Origin of the sequence: Pseudomonas sp. SJZ074 (assembly GCF_007828215.1) — a bacterium.
Taxonomy (GTDB): Bacteria; Pseudomonadota; Gammaproteobacteria; order Pseudomonadales; family Pseudomonadaceae; genus Aquipseudomonas.
Genome location: NZ_VIUE01000009.1, coordinates 67581 through 88048, shown reverse-complemented (window position 1 = coordinate 88048; position 20468 = coordinate 67581). Strand labels below are relative to the sequence as shown.

General features: G+C 59.4%; 16 protein-coding genes, 1 tRNA gene and 1 pseudogene. 5 read left to right on the top strand and 13 right to left on the bottom strand.

Annotated features, from left to right (window positions below; all coding sequences use genetic code 11):
* Positions 1–41: 41 nt before the first annotated feature.
* Entirely contained in the window at positions 42–647 is a 606-nt protein-coding gene (locus tag FBX99_RS12630; RefSeq protein WP_144929303.1) for a TetR/AcrR family transcriptional regulator, read from the top strand.
* Here the strand turns inward: FBX99_RS12630 and FBX99_RS12625 are convergent.
* The 9 genes and pseudogenes from FBX99_RS12625 to FBX99_RS29165 all read right to left on the bottom strand — a co-directional run bounded on the left by FBX99_RS12625 (position 626) and on the right by FBX99_RS29165 (position 13774).
* Complete coding sequence (locus FBX99_RS12625; RefSeq protein ID WP_144929143.1) at positions 626–1396, bottom strand: phytanoyl-CoA dioxygenase family protein; 771 nt, start codon at positions 1394–1396, stop codon at positions 626–628. The genes FBX99_RS12630 and FBX99_RS12625 overlap by 22 nt on opposite strands.
* 13 nt (positions 1397–1409) lie before the next feature.
* A complete protein-coding gene (locus FBX99_RS29570; RefSeq protein ID WP_371923852.1) occupies positions 1410–2189 on the bottom strand; it encodes a methyl-accepting chemotaxis protein in 780 nt (259 codons plus the stop codon).
* Positions 2190–2267: 78 nt separating this feature from the next.
* A pseudogene (locus FBX99_RS29565) lies at positions 2268–3044 on the bottom strand (MCP four helix bundle domain-containing protein); the annotation flags it as partial.
* 118 nt (positions 3045–3162) lie between these two features.
* Positions 3163–4785, bottom strand: coding sequence for a hypothetical protein (locus FBX99_RS12615; protein WP_144929147.1), 1623 nt, complete (start codon positions 4783–4785; stop codon positions 3163–3165).
* A gap of 85 nt (positions 4786–4870) precedes the next feature.
* The gene (locus tag FBX99_RS12610) at positions 4871–6496 is read right to left on the bottom strand and encodes a hypothetical protein (RefSeq protein WP_144929149.1); all 1626 of its coding nucleotides are present in this window, start codon (positions 6494–6496) and stop codon (positions 4871–4873) included.
* Between the two features lie 17 nt (positions 6497–6513).
* The gene (locus FBX99_RS12605; RefSeq protein WP_144929151.1) at positions 6514–8157 is read right to left on the bottom strand and encodes a hypothetical protein; all 1644 of its coding nucleotides are present in this window, start codon (positions 8155–8157) and stop codon (positions 6514–6516) included.
* A gap of 14 nt (positions 8158–8171) precedes the next feature.
* Positions 8172–10265, bottom strand: coding sequence for a hypothetical protein (locus FBX99_RS12600; protein WP_144929153.1), 2094 nt, complete (start codon positions 10263–10265; stop codon positions 8172–8174).
* A 27-nt stretch (positions 10266–10292) separates the two neighbouring features.
* Positions 10293–11213 (bottom strand): Ig-like domain-containing protein, encoded by a 921-nt coding sequence (locus FBX99_RS12595; protein ID WP_139649651.1) that lies wholly within the window; start codon positions 11211–11213, stop codon positions 10293–10295.
* 71 nt (positions 11214–11284) lie between these two features.
* Positions 11285–13774, bottom strand: coding sequence for a hypothetical protein (locus FBX99_RS29165; protein WP_256662529.1), 2490 nt, complete (start codon positions 13772–13774; stop codon positions 11285–11287).
* Between the two features lie 297 nt (positions 13775–14071).
* Here FBX99_RS29165 and FBX99_RS12585 point away from each other — a divergent pair, with 297 nt between their 5' ends.
* The 4 genes from FBX99_RS12585 to FBX99_RS12570 all read left to right on the top strand — a co-directional run bounded on the left by FBX99_RS12585 (position 14072) and on the right by FBX99_RS12570 (position 18628).
* Complete coding sequence (locus tag FBX99_RS12585) at positions 14072–14512, top strand: hypothetical protein (RefSeq protein ID WP_144929157.1); 441 nt, start codon at positions 14072–14074, stop codon at positions 14510–14512.
* Between the two features lie 30 nt (positions 14513–14542).
* Complete coding sequence (locus FBX99_RS12580) at positions 14543–17473, top strand: DUF4132 domain-containing protein (protein ID WP_144929159.1); 2931 nt, start codon at positions 14543–14545, stop codon at positions 17471–17473.
* Between the two features lie 364 nt (positions 17474–17837).
* Positions 17838–18104, top strand: coding sequence for a short-chain dehydrogenase (locus FBX99_RS12575; protein WP_144929305.1), 267 nt, complete (start codon positions 17838–17840; stop codon positions 18102–18104).
* A 263-nt stretch (positions 18105–18367) separates the two neighbouring features.
* The gene (locus tag FBX99_RS12570; RefSeq protein WP_144929161.1) at positions 18368–18628 is read left to right on the top strand and encodes a hypothetical protein; all 261 of its coding nucleotides are present in this window, start codon (positions 18368–18370) and stop codon (positions 18626–18628) included.
* A 93-nt stretch (positions 18629–18721) separates the two neighbouring features.
* Here FBX99_RS12570 and FBX99_RS12565 read toward each other — a convergent pair whose 3' ends face one another.
* The 4 genes from FBX99_RS12565 to purC all read right to left on the bottom strand — a co-directional run bounded on the left by FBX99_RS12565 (position 18722) and on the right by purC (position 20444).
* Entirely contained in the window at positions 18722–19030 is a 309-nt protein-coding gene (locus FBX99_RS12565) for an addiction module antidote protein (RefSeq protein ID WP_144929163.1), read from the bottom strand.
* Between the two features lie 2 nt (positions 19031–19032).
* The gene (locus FBX99_RS12560) at positions 19033–19326 is read right to left on the bottom strand and encodes a type II toxin-antitoxin system RelE/ParE family toxin (protein WP_144929165.1); all 294 of its coding nucleotides are present in this window, start codon (positions 19324–19326) and stop codon (positions 19033–19035) included.
* A 231-nt stretch (positions 19327–19557) separates the two neighbouring features.
* Positions 19558–19647 (bottom strand) — tRNA-Ser (locus FBX99_RS12555).
* A gap of 83 nt (positions 19648–19730) precedes the next feature.
* Positions 19731–20444 carry a phosphoribosylaminoimidazolesuccinocarboxamide synthase gene (purC, locus tag FBX99_RS12550; RefSeq protein ID WP_016963914.1) on the bottom strand — a complete coding sequence of 238 codons (714 nt, stop codon included), beginning with the start codon at positions 20442–20444 and terminating at the stop codon, positions 19731–19733.
* Positions 20445–20468 lie beyond the last annotated feature (24 nt).

Here is a 20468-nt window from a genome sequence, read left to right as displayed (position 1 = left end):
TCAAGCAGAAATCTCAATCCTCGGAGAACACTTTGAAGCTCATACACCCTGAACGCGTCGCGCAGTTGCCGCCGCGTGAACGCATCATCGATGCCGCGCATGCCTTGTTCATCGAACAGGGCATTACCCGGGTGACCGTGGATGCCATCGCTGCCCTCGCCGGCTCGACCAAAATGACCCTATACCGTCATTTCGAAACCAAGGATGTGTTGGTGCTGGAATGGCTGCGCTTGCTCACCGCCCAGTACAGCCGGGTGCTCGACGACCTCGCGGCGCAATGGCCAGGCCAGCCGATCCAGCAGTTGTTGGGTTTTAGCCAATTTATCGCACAGGATCTGGCTCGTGCCGGCTACCGCGGCTGCTCCTTCACCAATTGCCTGGCCGAACTGGCCGACCCGCAACATCCGGCGCGGCAACTGATCGAGGCACACAAGCAACGTCAGTTCCAGCGACTGGTGACCCTGTGCCAGGAGGCGAAGTTGCCCGACGCCCGAGCCATCGCCCGCGAGCTGACGTTCTTGCTTGAAGGGGCGCAGGTTGTCGCCCAGAACAAGGGAGTCAGCAACGTGGCGGAACACCTGTTGCAAATGGTCGAGAAACGCCTTGGGGTTGAGGCGCCGGACAGTCAGTCGTACTCGGCTTCTTGATGCTCGCCCAACAGACGCCGCTGGCGAGGTGACGCGGCCGCCAGAACGGCAGGGTTGAATTGCCAGTGCAGGTAAGGCGAAAACTTCTGCGCCACCATGCGTCGGCCATAGTGCACTTGCAGCAGGTAACGGGTGCGGTCGGCGGTCCGGTTGTCGCTGCCGGCATGCCATAGCTCGCTGCGCAGCACCAGCACATCGCCAGCCCGACACAACACCGGCTGCGCAACCCGCCCCGACCACTGGGTTTCACCTGCCACAGGCGCTCGCCCCGCCCGGTGACTGCCAGGGATGACACGGGTTGGACTCAAGTCAGCATCGATGTCATCGAGATAGAACTGCGCGGTACAGATTTGCATCGGTAACTCGAAAGCGGGGTCGGCCAACAGGCTCGGCGGCAGTGCCATCGGCAAGTAATCCAGGTGCAGCGGCGCCCCGATAAAACCAGGATGGCAACGCCAGGCCGTCTGGCCGATAACGTGACAGTCATCCCCCAGGGCGGCCTCGGCCAGTTCGATCACGCCGTCCACGTCCAGGAACGGCAGCCAGAACGGGTCGCGGTTGAAAACGCATTTGTAATGATCGATGACACCGCTGTAGTCCCAGTGCTGGGGTTTGAGCTGGTCGATTGCCTGGCGCAGCGCCACGACTTGCGCGGCGCCTAACACTGCCGGCAGCAGCACGAAGCCGTCCCGATGCAGGGCCCGCAGGCGGTCGCGGGTAAGCGTCGCCAGGGACTTGCGGGTAGACACGGCCGCGGCCGACTCAGGTGCGGAAGCGGCCGGTGAGTTCCGCCAGGCTCTTCGACAGCGTGGACAGTTGCCGGCTGGCCTGCATGCTCTGGGCGGAATTTTCTGCCGCTTCGTTGGAAAGGTCACGGATGTCGGAGATGTTGCGGGCAATCTCCTCAGTGACGCTGCTCTGCTCTTCACAGGCGTTGGCAATCTGCGCGGCCATGTCGTTGATCCGTTGTATCGAGCCACTGGTGCCGCTGAGCACCTGATCGACGCCCGCGGCGCGCTCGACACTGTCGCGGGCCTTGTCGCTGCCGGCCTGCATGGCCTGCACCGCCTTGGCCACCCCGCTCTGCAACCGCTCGATACGCACCTGGATGTCCTTGGTCGAATCCTGGGTACGTGCCGCCAGGGCCCGGACCTCGTCGGCCACGACGGCAAAACCGCGCCCCTGCTCGCCAGCTCGCGCGGCCTCGATGGCAGCGTTCAGTGCCAGCAGGTTGGTCTGTTCGGCAATGCCTCGAATCACCTCGAGGACGGCGCCGATGCTGGATGTTTCCTGGGCCAATGCGCCGATGGTACCCGAGGCGCTTTCCACCTCCTGAGCCAGTTGGCGGATCGATTCAACAGTGCTGCTGACCACTTCGGCGCCGTCGCGGGACTGGCTGCTGGCTTGTTTGGCGGCGTCCGAGGCGTTCACGGCGCTGTGCGCCACCTCATGCACCGCCGCGCTCATCTGGGTGGCGGCGGTACTGACCTGATCCAGCGCCGCATGTTCGCTGCTGATCAATTGATCATTGGTCGCGGCCATACTGGCCATGGTGCGGGCCGCGGCATCAACCTCGCCGGTCACCCGGCCTACCTCGGCAATCAAGGGCTGGAGCTTGTCGAGGAAACGGTTGAAAGCACTGCCAAGCTGCCCCAACTCGTCAGCCGAACGCACCTCGAGGCGCCCCTTCAAATCACCGCCGCCCTCGGCAATCTGCTCGACACGGTGAAGCAACCGACGCATCGGATGCAACACCACCATCGGCAGGACAAAAACCAGCAGGATGCACCCGAGCAGGCCGATCAGCAAAATACCGCCCTGTTGCCGCCCCACCGCTTCGCCATGGTCGATCGCCGCCTGCCCCTCGTTAAGCGACGCCTGGTCTTCCAGCTCGCCCAGCTTGTCGATGGCATCGCGCATGGTGTCGAACCGCTTTTCGCCGTCGCCGAAACTCAGGGCGCTGGCCGCTTGAGGATTGGTCGCGGCCTGCTCGCCCACTTGCCGCGACAGCTGTGCCCATTGGGCAAAACTGTCATCGAACTGTTTGACCAGCGCCAGCGCCTCGGCCCCCGGCTGCATCGCCGCGTACTTGTGCACGCGATCATAGGCCTGCTTCATATTCTCGGCATGGCTGGCGCGCAGTGCTTGCACATGATCGCCCGCATTGCCGACCAGCAGGCTGCGTTCGGCCACGAATGCCTGGTAGAGATCGCGGTCAGCATTGAGCAGCAGGCTGATGGCCGGCAGATAACGCCTGGTCAATTCCGTACTGGAGTCAGTCACCTGATCGATACCACGCACGCCCGACCAGCCCATCAACACCAACAGCAACGCCAGGAAAGCGATGGGCAGGGTGATTTTCCAGCGAAAGCCCAGGTCGGCAAAAAACCGCAGCATGGGTACTACTCCTTTACGGGGTTTGATTTGCCTATCGGCAGCCATGCTTTGAGCTATAGACCATTAGTCCAATTGTCACAAAGAAGTGACATGCCCGTTGCGGATTAAACGCAAGCGTCTACTGCCCATGCTCCTCGAACCAGGCCTTCGTGGATTCGGCGCTCATGAGCGACACCGGTGGGGGACAACTGTCATCCAGGCACTGGTCATCAGGTACATAGGTAAATACCTGACCGTCGGTGGCGTCCAGTCGCAGGTGCACGATCGGCCAGAAACGCCCCGTTGTCTTGAAATAGTCATCCTGGATATAACGGGCTCCCGCGCGCCCATCCCCCGGGTTGTATGCCACCCCATAGAACAAGGCATCGATCGGCAGGCGCTCGGGAATACGCTGGGGCCAAGGCGTCAGGACGAACTCGTTCCAATGGTAAGGCGGATGGGCATATGTATTGCGAAGGTCGAGCAGCACCTGAACCATATGCACCGAAGGGGCGAAACTGCAGGAGTTATAGGGCGTCGTGGAATACCAGTACAGCCAGCTTTCCACGCTGTCGACTTCCAGGGTCGTGCATTCCATGCGCCCGGTACAGGCCTCGGTCAGCGCGCCCGTGTAACCATCGAATGGATAGAGGCAGCGCACCGTCAGTGGATTAGACGTCGGCGCGTCCAGCGCCTTGAACAATAAACCTTGAGGCCAGGCCGGCAACGACATCGCGGCATCGGCACGGACATAACTGGCGGAAACACCATTGATATCTTCCGACCGGGGACTAGGGTTCCATGATTGAAAGGCGGAGGTCGACTCAGTCCCTCTCAATACCACCCCATTGCAATAAAACGGCGCGCGCCCATCCGGACAGGTGGTGGCCGTATCGAAATAACGCGCATTCAACCGCTGGGCCACTTCGTAACCGACATACAACTGATCCTGCAAATTGAAACCGAACACGATCCCCTCGGCGCCCGCCAGATCCAATCGCAGAATCGGCAGCCATTGACCCGTAGCCGCGTGATAGTCGCGCTGGTTGCGTTGGGCCACCCGCAGTCCGCCGGACCGGGATGTGTCGTAGAACAACGCTTGCACGGGCACCTGCCCCGGCACCTCGGCGTTCCAGTTACGGACCTGCAACTGGTTGGGCTGGGTCACCCAACTGCCGCCCAATTGCTCATGGGCCAACAGGCTGGCACGAAACTGCGCTGCGATCCGGCTGCTCAGCGAGCATTGCAAAGCCGGTTGCTGGCCTTGTTGCTGGAAGTGCGTCAACCAGCCCGCCGCATCAATCACGCCCAATGCCGCGCAGGACCCCGGATCATCCGCCGTACCTCCGGTTCCGCATCCATAATTGCCTTGAATCGACGCCACCAGCGGATAGGCGCAGAGCACGTCCACCGATTTGCCCTGGCTGATGGCCGTGAACGGATCACTGAAGACCATGCCGCTGTCCTGGGTCAGGCTACGGATGCCCTGGTCGCTGCGAAGATAGGAGAAACTGCGGGCGCCCAGGGCGATGGCGCTGTCCGTATGTTCCCAGAACCGGATCGGCAATCCACTCATCAGGCCACTGACCAGCACGCCGCTACAGAAATACGCGGCCTGGTTGCCGGGGCACGCCTGAGGGGTGTTGCTATAGCGGGTATTGAGCAACTGAGCGACTTCCGGTCCGGTTGCTGCGTGGGCCGTTACTCCCAACAGGATCAAGACCAGATACAGGAACTTGCCAAACAGAAGACGCCGTTTCATGAAACCTCCTTGGCACGGGATTCATAAAGTCATGCAAAGCCCTGAACAGGGACAGGTGGGATCGCGACTGAATGAAGCGACGTTGTTATGGGTCTAGATACCGTTCCAGTTTCGGACCAAAGCGCTGTCTACCCATGACCGCTACCCGAGGTGCCGGGCAACTGCTCTCCAGGCATTGATCTTCGGGAGTGAACCTGAATACCTGGCCATCCGGTGCGTCCAGGCGCAATTCGACGATGGGTAAGAATCGCCCCGTTGCCTTGAAATAATCATCCTGCAGGTAACGAGAACCCACGGGACCGTCGCCAGGAAAAAGCGCCTCGCCATAGAACACGGCATCGATCGGTAATTGCTCGGGAATGTCTTGCGGCCAGGTCCTGACCATGAATTCGTTCCAATCCCAGTCTCCCAGACGTACACGAATGTCGAGCGTCAGCTGGATCTGCTCCGGGGTCGTTGAAAAACTGCAGGATACGTAGGGATTGCCGGCATAACGGGCCATCCAGATATCTACATTGTCGATACCCATTTGCAGACAGACGCCATGGGATGAACACGCCTCCGCCAGGTTGGAGGTTCCGGCATCGACAGGGTAAGCGCAGCCCATGGTCAATGGATAAGCGGCGGGGGCCGACCATTCCTTGAAGATAAATCCCTGACGCCAGACCGGTTTCAGGACTTGTGAATCGACCCTGATAAAGGTTGTGGATACCCCATTGTTGCCCTGGGAGATGGGACTGGGATTCCAGGATCGGTAGGCCTCGGTTGCATCAGTCCCTCTCAATACCACTCCATTGCAATAAAACGAAGCTCTATTCCCCGGACAGACAGTTGCCGTATCGAAATAACGCGCATTCAACCGCTGGGCCACTTCGTAACCGACATACAACTGATCCTGCAAATTGAAACCGAACACGGTCCCGTCGGCGCCCGCCAGATCCAATCGCAGAATCGGCAGCCATTGACCCGTAGCCGCGTGATAGTCGCGCTGGTTGCGTTGGGCCACCCGCAGTCCGCCGGACCGGGATGTGTCGTAGAACAATGCTTGCACGGGCACCTGCCCCGGCACCTCGGCGTTCCAGTTACGGATCTGCAACTGGTTGGGCTGGGTCACCCAACTGCCGCCCAATTGCTCATGGGCCAACAGGCTGGCACGAAACTGCGCCGCGATCCGGCTGCTCAGCGAGCATTGCAAAGCCGGTTGCTGGCCTTGCTGCTGGAAGTGCGTCAACCAGCCCGCCGCATCACTCACGCCCAATGCCGCGCAGGACCCCGGATCATCCGCCGTACCTCCGGTTCCGCATCCATAATTGCCTTGAATCGACGCCACCAGCGGATAGGCGCAGAGCACGTCCACCGATTTGCCCTGGCTGATGGCCGTGAACGGATCACTGAAGACCATGCCGCTGTCCTGGGTCAGGCTACGGATGCCCTGGTCGCTGCGAAGATAGGAGAAACTGCGGGCGCCCAGGGCGATGGCGCTGTCCGTATGTTCCCAGAACCGGATCGGCAATCCACTCATCAGGCCACTGACCAGCACGCCGCTACAGAAATACGCGGCCTGGTTGCCGGGGCACGCCTGCGGGGTGCTGCTATAGCGGGTATTGAGCAGTTGAGCGACTTCCGGTCCCGTGACGGCCTGGGCCGTCAATACAAACAGGAACGCTATCAGAGTCAGGATCTTGCCAGGCCAGAATGAAGGCGTTTGCATCGCGGCCGTCCGTGTAGTCATTGTCCGTGCTCGCGAAACCAGGACTCCATACTCTGGACTCCCGCAGCTTGTGGGGGAGGTGGACAACTGTCAGCCAGGCACTGGTCATCCGGTGTAAAACTGAATACCAGGTCATCCGTTGCCCTCAGGTCCAATTGCACAATGGGCCAGAAGCGCCCCGTCATCTTGAAATAGTCATCCTGGAGATACCGCGCACCGGCCAAACTATCATTGGGGTAATAGGCCTCGTGGCTGTAAAAAACCGCATCGATCGGTAACTGCTCGGGAATATCCTGCGGCCAGGTCAACAAGATGAATTCGTTCCAATCGTAAGGTGGCATCGTGGCTGTCTTGCGCACCTCCATCAGCAATTGAAGGCCATCGGCCGTGGGGGCAAAACTGCAGGATTCGTAGGGTCGCGTTTGATATAGCTGCATCCAGGTTTCTAGGCTGTTGACCCCCAAGTCGGCACAGCGGCCATAACCCGCGCAGGGATCAGGCATCAGCCCTGTGTGGCCATCGTACGGATAACCACAACGCAAGGTCGTAGGATGGATCGCCGGAGCGGCGACTTCCTTGAAGAGAAAACCTTGGGGCCAGACAGGCCGTGGCACCCGGGAATCCGCGCGTAAGAACGTGGTGGAAACACCACCGTTGGCGATGGAGTAATGGCTGGGGTTCCATGAGTGATAAAGCGCGGTGGCATCGGTTCCTCTCAATAGGACGCCATTGCAATAGAATGAGGGCCGGCCATCCGCACACGTGATCGCCGTATCGAAGTAACGGGCGCTGAGTCGCCGGGCGACTTCATAACCGAGATACAACTGATCCTGCAAATTGAAGCCGAACACGGCGCCATCGACGCCCGCCAGGTCCAGTCGCAGAATCGGCAGCCATTGGCCTGTAGCCGCGTGATAGTCGCGCTGGTTATGCTGGGCCACGCGCAATCCACCAGGCCGGGTCGTGTCGTAGAACAACGCCTGCACAGGTACCTGTGCCGGAGCCTGGGCATCCCAGTTGCGGATCTGCACCTGATTGGGCTGGGTCACCCAACTGCCGCCCAATTGCTCATGGGCCAACAGGCTGGCACGAAACTGCGTCGCGATCCGGCTGCTCAGCGAGCATTGCAAAGCCGGTTGCTGGCCTTGCTGCTGGAAGTGCGTCAACCAGCCCGCCGCATCGCTCACGCCCAACGCCGCGCAAGAACCGGGGTCGTCCAGAGAGCCTCCAGTTCCACATCCATAATTGCCGTGAATCGAAGTCATCAGCGGATAGGCACACAACACATCCAGCGATTTTCCCTGGCTGATGGCCGTGAACGGATCGCTGAACACCATGCCGCCGTCCTGCGTCAGGCTGCGAATGCCCTGGTCGCGGCGCAGGTAGGAAAAACTGCGGGCACCCAGGGCAATGGCGTTGTCGGTATGCTCCCAGAACCTGATCGGCAATCCACCCATCAGGCCACTGACCAGCACTCCGCTGCAGAAATAGGCCGCATGGTTGCCGGGGCACGCCTGCGGGGTGCTGCTATAGCGGGTATTGAGCAACTGAGCGACTTCCGGCCCGGTTACGGCCTGGACCATCGAGCACTGCAGTAGCAATAACAACAGCAGGGGCTTGACCACCCGACGGACTATTCCAAAGCGCAAGCAAGCGTTCATGATCGGACCTCCTGTCACACGGATTCCGACCTGGACCGATAGTAGGAAACCCGACCCTGGAGCAAGGACTGAACGGCTTCACTGTCACCGCCACCCGCGGCATGCCCCCACGTCACCATTCGGCCATCGGCGGTCAAGGCAGTAAACCCATGGGAGTTGCCATAGATTGCCCGGACATTGATCAGCACTCCGGCCACCGGTCCCACATCCCCACCGACGGTGACGTCCCCCCAAGCCACGACGCTGCCATCGTTACGTAGAGCGGCGAAAGCTTTGGAGGATCCTGTGACCTGGACGATGTCATTCATCCGGGCAATCTCATCGCTGACCTCTCCTCCGGTCTCCACGGTTCCCCAGGCCACCACATGACCATTTTTCCGACGTGCGACAAAAGACTGCCAATTGGAGGTCACTTCGACGATATCGTCCAGATCCTGAATCAGCTCCGGCAGCACGCCACCGTGTGTCGCGGCCCCCCAGGCGATGACATGTCCGCTGGCACACCGAGCGACGAAGGCTTGTGCAGTGGCGCAACTGAGTTCAATGACATCATCGCGATAGGCAATTTCTTGCGGTAGCGTTCCGCCTTGCTCAGCGCCACCCCAGGCAACCAGCCGATGATTGCCACGCAAGGCAGCGAACGCCGCATAATTTCCGATCACCTCTTCGACGTCGTCCAGTTGCCCGATGTCTTCGCCCAGCTCGCCGCCATTGGCCACGGCTCCCCAGGCCAGCACTTGCCCCGTGCTGCGCAGGGCCGCAAAAGCCAACGAGCCGCCACACACCTTGACGATATCGCTGCATTCCTCGACAGGCTCTGGCAGCAGACCACCGCTGGCCGCATCGCCCCAGGCCGCCAACTGCCCGCCGTCTCTTATGCCGGCAAAGGCTGCGCCATTACCCACTACCTGGGTGAATCCGGTTCTCGGCACACCGCCCATAGTCGCCCCATGGGTCGTCATCCCCCAGGTCACTACATTGCCATTGACACGGCGCGCGGCGTAAGCGCCCATCGTGGCACTCACCTCGGCGATATCATCCATGCTGATAATGGTCGCCGGGATCTTCGCACCCTCGGCGTCATTGCCCCAGCCCACCAGATCGCCGATGTCCCGACGGGCAATAAAGGCCGCATCGCCGGTGAGCACGCCATCGAGGCCACTACCGAAGATATTTCCCGGGTTCAAAGTGACCTGATAATCGGTGGAACGTACATGCAAGGGCCTGGAAGAGTCGCGGTCCTGAAAAGTCGTGCCGGCCACCCAACCATCGTCGCCCTCGTATTGCCACTGCACCAGGACGGGCCGTCCGGTCGACGTCTGGAACGCACTCAACCGCCGCGAACATCCCGAACATCGATACAGGCCACGGTTATAACGTGCCCCCATGACCCGTATCTCACCGGAGCCGATATCGCGCTTGACCTCGTACCGGGCCTCGGGGCCCGGCTCGCCTCCGTTGACGGTATAGGTCAGCACGATGGAGCGGCCTTCGTTGGCACTGATCACCGTGTAGGGAATATCGATGTACAGTGCGCCTCCCGCCTCGCTCGGCAACACTGAATGCGTTAATACAGTGCTGCCCGTGCCCGCCGCTCCCGCCAGGGTTACCTGAACCACATCAGCGGATTTCAACCAGGCTTCGGGAGCGATCCGCAGCGTCGCACCGCTGGACAGATCCTCCGGATTCAACTGATCGCCCTTGGCCTGAACGATGATGGGCATCGGCAACGGCAGTTTGGCGATTCGCAAGCCGAAGTCCTCGGAGTGCTCATTATCGCCTCCGGCGAGGTGTTCCACTTCGTAAGTCAGGGTCACGGCCAGTTCCAGAAACCGCCGGACCTGCGCCTGGGGCACGATGAAAAACAAAGGTTTGCCTATATCGTTACGCGAATAAGGCTTCTCATCGGTGTATGCCGTCACCCCCCCCGCCGTATCTGCCCAGGTAAGCCACACAATGTCGCCTTCGATCAGGCCATCCCGGGGTACAGTCACCTGGGCGCCCTGCGGAACCGACTCGGGATCGAGCACAGCGTTCTGCTCCATCCCCATCACAGAAGGGGGCGGCAGCAAAGCGCCTTGCCTGGCGTCGGCATGGATATCGTTCATGGCAAAAAACTCCTCTGAGGCGAGTCTTCAAGACGTACCGCGCGAAGCGCCCAGAACGGGCAGGAAGGTATCGGTGGTCAATGCCGTGGCATTGGCGTTGACATCCCCGCCATTCAGGTCATAGGCCCAGGCAGTACCGGCGCCCAATGTGTCGCCGGTCCAGAATGGATAATTCAGCCAGCCCAGGTACTGCGCCACGGGGCCGTTACCGGCGGAATACAAGGACCACAGTCGCTTGATGTCCACCAGGGTGACCGGGTCCAGGCTGGCGCTGGCGCAGACCCGGACCATCCCCTGCCAGTCAGCACCAGAACTCAAGTAATACAGTTGCCGGATACCCGAGATCGTCAGCGAATAGGCACGCGGTTGATTCAGGCTGTCGGTGGCCGTGATCGTGCATTGGCCATTGCCCCTGGCGGTCACTTCACCTGTCTGGGGATCGACATCGGCCACATAGTCGTCGCTGCTGGCATAGCGATAAGGCGGGCTGCCCCAGGTTGCTTCCCGTGTCATCCGGGCATAGGCCGGTACCGTCAATGGGGCTTTGTCGGCGACGGCGACATAGTGATGCTCGCTGAGATCGAGTTCCGCCGCGTCCCCGAACCCCACCGCGATTTGCAGCGGCAACTCATCCGAGGGCTGCGTGCTGCCATCGAGCATCAACACCTCATAACGGATGGGCACGACCCCCTCGGCGTCGGCAACGAAATATTCAGCGTCGACGTAGAACACCACGTCCTTGATGTTCGTTCCGACCGGCAGCTCGTTCTCATAGTCGGGCCCGACAAACACGAACACTCTCTGCCAGTTGACGTCGGCGGCATCACGCCTGATCCGGACACGAGCCCCGTCCGGTGGGATATCGACAGGATCCAGGACGCCGTCGGGCGCTTCATCCACGGAGGGAGGCGGTAGGTTTACCACACGCTGGCCAGGGGTATCGGACATGGTGACACCTCGCAAAGATAGGAAGCCAGGCGCCCAGAGACGCCTGCTCGGATAAGCACGGAATATTCGGTTTACGAACCTACAGACGCATGCTCGGCCTGCGCCGCCAGCACCCTCGGTGCCGGTGGCGAGCGATAGTAGGACACGTTGCCCCGCAACTGTCCGTACACCGAATCGTTGTTGCCACCGCCAGTCGCATGTCCCCAGGCAACCACATCGCCACTGGCCGTCAACGCGACAAAGCCATGGGAATTGGCATAAAGGGCCTGAACATTGACCAGTCGTTGGGACGTGGCGCCGGGAATCGTTCCACCCACCACCGGATTACCCCAGGCAACGACGGTGCCGTCACTGCGCAACGCCGCAAACGCCTCGGAACTGCCGGCGATCTGTACGACCCCCGTCAACCCCGCCGGAGCGACGCCCCCCTCGTTGGGTCGTCCCCATGCGTCTACGGAACCATCACCACGACGCGCGGCAAACGCCCGCCATGTGCTGACCACTTCGACAACACCGCTATTGGGCTGCGGCGCGCCGCCTCCGCCATATTCCACCGAGCCCCAGCTCACCACCTGCTGGTTGGTATTCAGAACACAGAACGCCTGGGCATTGGCGCAAGCAAGCTGGGCGACTCCGGACAGCCCGCCAGGTAAGCTACCGCCGTAGGCGGGATTGCCCCAGGCCTCCACTCTGCCGCCGGTACGCAGGGCTGCGAAGGCCGCGAAAGAGCCTATGATGTCCACCACGTCATTAAGCCCTGGAGGAGCCGTTTCACCGTAACCGGCAATCCCCCAGGCCGCGACCGGATTGTTCAGACGACGGACCGCGAAAGCCTGGGAAGTGGCATAGACATTAGAGATATCGAGGTAGCTATTGATCGGTGCCGGCACCAGATCGTTGTCCCGGTTCGCCCCCCAGGCCACGACGCTGCCGTTGGTCTTGCGACCGCCGAAGGCGTTGCCATTGCCGACGATCTCGGCAAAGCCTGCAGCCGATACGCTTCCCATCCGACCACCTGCGGTCGGATCGCCCCAGACCCGCACCGTGCCCGAGCGGTCAACGGCCGCATAGGCGCTCTGGGTACAGCTCACATCGACGATATTGTTCAAAAGCGGAGCCGCGCCACCAAACGCCGGGTTTCCCCAACTCACCACATCGCCCCGATCGAGCAGGGCAGCAAAAGCCGCGCCGCCCTCGGTCAAGGTATCGACCCCATTGCCGAAGATATTCGCTGGGTTCAGCATCGCTTCCTGACTGCTCGAACGGACCTGCAACACCTTGGACGGCTGGATGTCGCGCCAAGTGGTAGCCGGCGCGCTCCAGGTGGGCTCATCCGCATACTTCCATTCAACCGCCAGCGGCTGCTGGGTATTGGCATGCAAGGCACTCAACAACTTGGAGCATCCTGAAGCCCGGTAGGTTGTGCGGTTGAAACGGGCACCCATGATCTTGAAGGGCTCCAGGACCACCGGTACGCCAACATGCATATTGAACGGCAGGGACGGCCCGGTGAGGGTTCCATTGCGATTGCGGGTATAGGTGACGGTCACGTCCGTGTTGATAAATCGCTGGACGTCAGTCGATGGAATCAAGAAGCGCAGGTAATTATTAGGCAGGTCATTCGCTGTGTAGGGTTTTTCTACAGAATCATACCGGGCGACCACACCGTTTTTATCCGTCCAGGTCACCACGATCCCATCGCCGACCAGCAATGCATTCCCCGGGACACGGGTCCAGACTTGCGTAATCAGCGAAGGATCCAACGTACCGCCTTCAGCCACCCCCTCCACGAGGGGAGCTGGCAGGTCCTGATCGGGTAGGCCGAGATGAATGTCCAGGCGCTTGACCGACGACCGGCTGAAGTTACCCAATTGATCGAACACCAGGAACTCCACCAGCGTGTTGGGATTGTCGCCCGCCTGTTGGAATGTGTCGGTGAACAGGGTGTTCACTTCCGGTATCGAGGCGTCGGCAATCTCCCACTCAACGGTGGCATTGCCCAGCAGGAAACGAATACGGTCGTAGTCACGGCGGTTGCTGTAGTTGAAACCGAATGCCACCCCTTGGGCCGCTCGCTCGGCGTTGACGCCATTGCTGACGACGTCGGGAGGAATCACCAGGTCCAGTCCATCGGGCGCCGGCTCACCGGGAGCCCGCAGGTGATAAAGCACGTTCAAATCCCTGGAGTTATCGAAGTCCCCACTCGGGCGGGTCGCTATGTAGTACAGCCGGTTGACGCCATTGAGCAACCGTCCCTGGGGCACATACAAACGCATGCGCAGTTGTTCCTCTCCCGGATTGACGGTGCCGCCAGCCACCGGAGTGGGATCGGCATTGACATACAAGTCGACACGATCGCCTTCCGCCATTGTCCAGCCACGACGCTGAAGCTCGTTCCACGGATCGATCAGGCATTCAAGGCCCCGGGGTTGGTCGTCGTAGAGACTTTTCGGAATGCCGCCATGAGCGAGATCGGGCGGTTTGATTGGAGACACCCAACCCGGAACGATCACAGGGTATAGTTCGAACAAATCGTTCAATGTGCTGGATTGGATATCCATCATGATCTCCTGGGGAGTGGCAGGCCGTTATCCTCTCGGGACGCCGTTATCACACTCCAGACCGGGGAGACTGGCTACTGTCAGAACTAACAGGTGTGGGGATATTCAGGACAAATGGTCGGTTGAATGGCTCATGGCTGTCATCGAGTTGAGCAAATCGTTGGCGAATCGGGCGCTGGATAACGTTGATCCGCGCTAGGGTTCGCTCCCTCACCACGGACCCACTCCAACTTTAGGCACACTGACCGCAAGATGCTAAGCTGCTGCCCGGCTGGCCTGGCTTGCGAGAGGTACCTCATGGAATTGGTGGTTCATAGCTATTGCCTGAAAGGCGCACGTCAGGAGCCTCTGCTTCCCCCCGTCACCCTGACACCGACTTCGTCGACCCTGACGGTCGCCGAGCTCATTCGCCTCACCGTTGCCGAACAGATCGCCGCGCTGTCGGTCCAGCACTGGCTGGAACAGGCGGCCGTGCGCGAGGTGCTTGATCGCCAGTACCTGAGCGAGCGGGACATCCGCCGGCAAGCCGGTGAAGGCGCAATCGTCATGCCGCAAGCCAAGGCATCCCCCCAACTGGACCTCGACGTCGAGATCGAGCGCGCCTTGAAGGGCTTTGAAAGCCTCGCATTCCGCGTCCTGCACAATGGCGTCATGCTGCAGAACCTGGATGACCTCATCGATGTGAGCCCTCCTTCCACGATTGCGTTTATCCGTCTGATGCCGCTGGTTGGCGGTTGATTCCTGTCGTTCATTTCTTCGGAACCCCTCATGCAATCACGTCGTCCTGTGCCCGACCAAGCCATACGCCTCGCTGCACTGGGAGCCTTCTGTGACAGCGCATTGGATACCTATCCCGAACTCAGTCGCCATGACGAATGCGAGCTCGATTTCTGGGATGGCATCGACTTCCTGCGCATTGCCAACGACTGGGTCAGGCAGCAGCCAGAGGAAGGCGCCAGGGCACTGGCCGACGGTTTTGTGTTCCCGACCGTCTGGGACGACTTGAAAGACCGTCGCGACCAACAGCGCTATGGCCTGCAATATCGCATCTGCGATGCGTGGATCACTGCTCACCCCGATGCTTACGCACTGGAGCAGATCGGTGCACGGCTGCAACACATGCTGCAATTTGCTTTCGAGGACAGCGACTATCCACTGCCCACCGGTGACGACGATCCTGCCTATTACCAAAGACGTCCGGAACACGCCTGGGCCTTTCCCGATGTGTCGGACTGCATCAACCGCCTGAGCAACTACCCGCCCACTCCGGCCTGGCAGACGTTCGCCGAATGGTTGCTGGACGGCAGTTGGAACCGTGTGCAGCCACCTTCCCCGCCTGATGAAGAGCAAAGGAGAGTCGCCGACGCGTATACCTACGTACACAAGGACATCGAGCGCATTGCTTTGGGCCTGATGGAAGCTGGCCAGTTCGATTACCCTCGCTTCGTCCGGGCAGCCAACACCTGGGGGCGCGCCATGATGTTCTATACAGACGACACGGGGCTCGACAGCGATGACCTGGAACTGAATCGGTACGCTGGTGAAACGTTCGACGAGGACGCCCCAGATGACGGGGCCCCTGAGGACGAGGGATTCAAGGCGGAACAACCTCAAAGTGAACATCCCCTGATTGAAGGGTCGGCCGACGTGCCACCCGAACTGGCGAATTTCACCGTTCGTTATGTCGAGGACGCCCTGGCCGGATTACCCGATAATGCCGAGAAGCTGGCCGACACCTTCCGTTCGGTGGAGGTCTATCAGACCCGCTGGGTGCTGCTGGCCCTGGCGGTCATCGAACGGCTGGGCATGACACCTGACACCTTTCATGAAAGCTTCGGCAATACGGCCGCGGTGCTCGAACGTTTCCTGTCGCTCCAGGCATTGCCCAAGGAGCAATCGTCGGAGCTGCTCGCCTCGCTGACCGGTTTTGCAAGAAATACCCTGCTGACCGCCCTGCCCTACGCCGGACACGCCAGCCGAGTGGTCCTCAACGCGCTCGGCTGGAGTGATCTGCAAGCCTTCCAGCGTGAATACCTGAACATCGCCCTCGCACCTCAATCCGGCTGGGGCAGCGACCTGCCCAATACGCTGGATGAAACCGTGGGTGTGGTGGACCGCTATCTGCTGGACAAAGCGCTGTCCGAGGCCGACCCGCAGCACCTGCACGACTACCTCGCCGCCCTCGCCCCCTCGCACTGGGCGTTTCCCGAAACCCGCGTGCTGCTCGACGCCTATCAGGGCATCGGCCGTCCCGCACTGGAAAAGAAGTTGACCCGCCACGCTCAGTCGGCAATGCGCATCTATGGGGTCTTCCCCATCACGCATCCGGATGACGTACGCCAGCGCTACCTGACGCTGAAGAAATTGCATAAGGAGGTACGCAAGTACGGCGCTCAACGACAGGCCAACTCCCACGCAGCGATTCAGGCGGGGCTGGAAAACCTGGCGCGTGTCGCCGGTTATCCCTCGGCGATTCGCCTGGAATGGGCCATGGAATCGGAAATCGCCGAATCCGCCCTGATAGCCGCCACCGTCGACGGTTATGACGTCACGCTGATGATCGACGGCTTGTCGCCCACGTTACGTATCTGCAAAGCCGGAAAGACGCTCAAGACCGCACCTTCGGCGATTCGCAAAAAACCTGACTTCATCGCCATCAAAGCCCAGCAGACCCAACTCCAGGAACAGATCGCACGCTTCTGCCGCACCCTGGAAACAATGATGAGCAGCGGCGAAGCCCTGGCTCTGGATGTCTTGAAAACCCTGTTGAAAATGCCCGCGGTTCGCCTACTGCTGGAACAACTGATCGTGCAAGCCGACAACACGGTGTTGGGCTGGCTCGACGGCACAACACTGACGGTCACCGACCTTGAAGGCCGTCAATATGCCATTGAACAGAACCTGCGCATTGCCCACCCTTTCCATCTGTTCGCGGCAGGACAACTGTCGGCCTGGCAGAAAGAAGTCGTTAATCATCGCCGTGTACAGCCGTTCAAGCAGGCTTTTCGCGAGCTGTACCTGCTAACACCCGCCGAGCGAGATACACGCTTGTGGTCCAATCGATTTGCGGGCCACCGCCTTAAAGGCAAAGTAGCCGCCCGGTTGCTGCAGGTCCGCAACTGGTCGACCTCAAGCGTCGAAGACATTTATTACGAGAGCAAAGAACACGGCATTTACGCCACCTTCAACTTTCTGGATACCGGCCACTACCTGTCAGAAACAGAACATTTCACCTTCGACACGATTGCGTTCTACCGCGACCGCAAAGCCCTGCCTCTTGAACAGGTACCGCCACTGCTGTTTTCGGAAGTCATGCGTGATGCCGACCTGCTGGTCTCCGTGGCCCACGCCGCAGACGGCTACAGCACCAGTCACGAAACCCTGCAGCGACGCGCCGAACTGGTCAGCGAGCTGATTCAGGGGCTGGGACTGCAAAACGTCAAATGTGAGGGGCATTTCCTACACATAACCGGCCAGCGTGCGAACTACCGCATTCACCTGGGCAGCGCAGCCATCCATATCGAACCCGGCAACTACCTGTGCATCGTGCCTGCTGGCGGCAGCGCCCCCGAGCTCTACCTGCCGTTCGCCGACACCGACAGGAAAATGACCGAAGTGCTGAGCAAGATGTTTTTGCTGCAAGACGACATGAACATCACTGACAGCCAGATATTGGAGCAGATACAGCGGGGGAGCTGATGGGCAGGGATATCGCATTCTGTACTAAGAATGCTCGCAAATAATTTTCTTACATCCCCAACCTACACAACTCCAAGACTCTTCTTACACATCATTCAATTGATGGTTTCTGTAGAACAACCCTATAGTTCATGCGTCGTCTTTAAGGACGATTTGGGTTTGGCGACCCGATGACAAATGTGCAGAAGCCTCCGTTAATTTGCGGAACGCCTCTGTGCGCAATATGCTGCTCTTCGGTGGCTGTGCGTGGGAGATCTTCGGATCTGCCGGTTTTACCATTTGTCCCGGTTCGCCAACCCACGTACGGCTACCACCTTTTTCGTTTGGCGACGATAAGAAGGTCTTCAATCAAATGGAGTTTGAAATGAATCGATACATGGCTCTTACCAGTAACGCCGACGATCAACCGCTGTTCGTCGACACGACCGCTCCCTTGCACGTTTTGTTGGATACGGCAGGTTATAGAATTCGCGCTGTCACCCAATTTTTAGAAAACCTCGCGATGCGAGGTGATATCCCCAGCGACTCGGTCATCCTTCAGGATTTTGCGCAGTTATGCTGCATTCCATTGAGAGACGGCTGCGATGTGCTGGATGTTGTCGCCCGACGATTGGATGCAGAGCCTGCTTAGTGTCATAGGGCCCTTTGCGGGCCCAACTTCGGCGGCGGGGCGGAAGAATCGATTGACGTGCCTTTCAATCTCTCTAGGTTTATTTCTTCTAAGCGACTGACCAGATGAGATAGAGCGCTTCCCAGCGGCGAAAGCCGTAACCGCGCAAGGCGGTTCGCAAGGGGTGTCTGGATCTGCTTTACCAAACACGAAAAAAAGCGCCTATGGCGTACTGCCGGTTAAAACTAAAGAATAAGGGAGATGCCCAATAAAGTTAGCCCGCCATGAAGCGTTCAGGCCATGCCTTGCTAAAAATGCAGGAAAACTTGCGATGGAGAGAAGTCATGTTTAAAGGCAATGTCGTCTCGTTTACCGAAAGAAAGGCGGGCATTCAAGCAGGTATCGAGTTCATTGATCTGCTTGATAGGGATATCAATGAAAATCCTGAAGGTATCCAGCCCATCCCTCGCGGCCTGTTGCAGCGAATTCAAGCAATTCGCAATCAGGCAGACAACAATCGTCGCCGCGAGCTTCAAGAAGGCTAGAGTGTTGGGGGACAGACCACGATTAGAAGCAGGCTGATTACAGATGAACTCACATCGTGGCCTGCTCCCAGTCTCCGCTGTCTGATCCACTCTTCAGACAGGTGAATGACTAGCCGCATGCCCAGGCTGCGCATGAAGATCAATGCCTAGCGCATGAATGACCTTGAGTACGGTATCGAATCTCGGTTTTGATCCGGGGGCGAATGCCTTGTATAAGCTTTCTCGTCCCATGCCGGAGTCTTTAGCGATCTGCGCCATGCCTCGGGCCTTGGCTACATAGCCGATCGCTCGGAGAAACTCCTCGCTATCACCATCAGCCAACACCTGAGAAAGGTATTCACTGATCGCTTCGTCGCTATCGAGTAGTGCCGCCATGTCGAATGTCGTCAGATGTTGGCTCATGCTCAAATCTCCTTTGCCAATTTCTTCGCTCGCCGGATATCAGCACTTTGTGAGGACTTATCGCCCCCGGCCAGTAGCACGATGACTACTCCACCGCGCATGGTGAAATAGACCCGGTAGCCAGCGCCTACATCCACACGCAACTCTGAAACACCATCACCCACAGGTTTCACATCGCCCAAGTTACCTGATGCGGCGCGATCAATGCGGCGGGCGATAGCGATTTTCGCTCGCAGATCACGAACCGATGAATGCCAGGCAGTAAACATCTGTGTTTGCTGGATGAGATAATTCATGGGCGAACCGTATCCAGTTGGATACTGAAAGTCAAGATGATGATGCTGATCATCCCTCCGTATTCTCAATCCGGGGTGGAGGGACCTGATGTAGAACTGGCGCAGCTGGCTGCTGACACAGTAGAAGCGCAAAGAGTGCCTGTAACGACAGTTATTTTACGTAGAATCTCTATGTAGAATTTCTTCCACAAAAAAGCCCCGTGACCTGAGTCTACGGGGCTTTACGTATAGTGGCGGAGAGATAGGGATTTGAACCCTAGGTACTGTCGCCAGTACAACGGATTTCGAATCCGTCCCGTTCGGCCACTCCGGCATCTCTCCAGTGGCGCGCATCATACCAGCACATTCGCCGGAAGCGAACCCCCGAGCGAATTTTTTTCCGTGCTATCAGATGCTTGCGTCGATTACAGCGGCACACCCAGACGTTGGGCAACTTCTTCGTAGGCTTCGATGACGTCACCGAGGCCCTGGCGGAAGCGGTCCTTGTCCATCTTTTTCTTGGTGGCCTTGTCCCAGAGGCGGCAACCATCCGGGCTGAATTCGTCGCCCAGGACGATGGAGCCATCGCTGAACACGCCGAACTCAAGCTTGAAGTCCACCAGCAGCAGGCCGGCGTCGTCGAACAGCTTGCTCAGCACTTCGTTGACCTTGAGGGACAGCTCTTTCATACGCGCCAGTTGCTCGGCGGTGCCCCAACCGAATGCCACGACGTGGGATTCGTTGATGAACGGGTCGCCCTTGGCGTCGTCCTTCAGGAACAGTTCGAAGGTGTAAGGGTTGAGCTTCATGCCCTCTTCCACACCCAGGCGCTTGACCAGGCTGCCGGCGGCGTAGTTACGCACGACGCATTCCACCGGGATCATGTCCAGTTTCTTGACCAGGCACTCGTTGTCGCCCAGCAGCTTGTCGAACTGGGTCGGCACGCCGGCGGCTTCGAGTTTCTGCATGATGAAGGCGTTGAACTTGTTGTTCACCATGCCCTTGCGGTCCAGTTGTTCGATGCGCTTGCCGTCGAACGCCGAGGTGTCGTTGCGAAACAGCAGGATCAAGCGGTCGGCGTCGTCGGTCTTGTAAACCGATTTGGCTTTGCCGCGGTAGAGTTCTTCACGTTTTTCCATGATGGGCTCCGCTTGCTAAGTAGA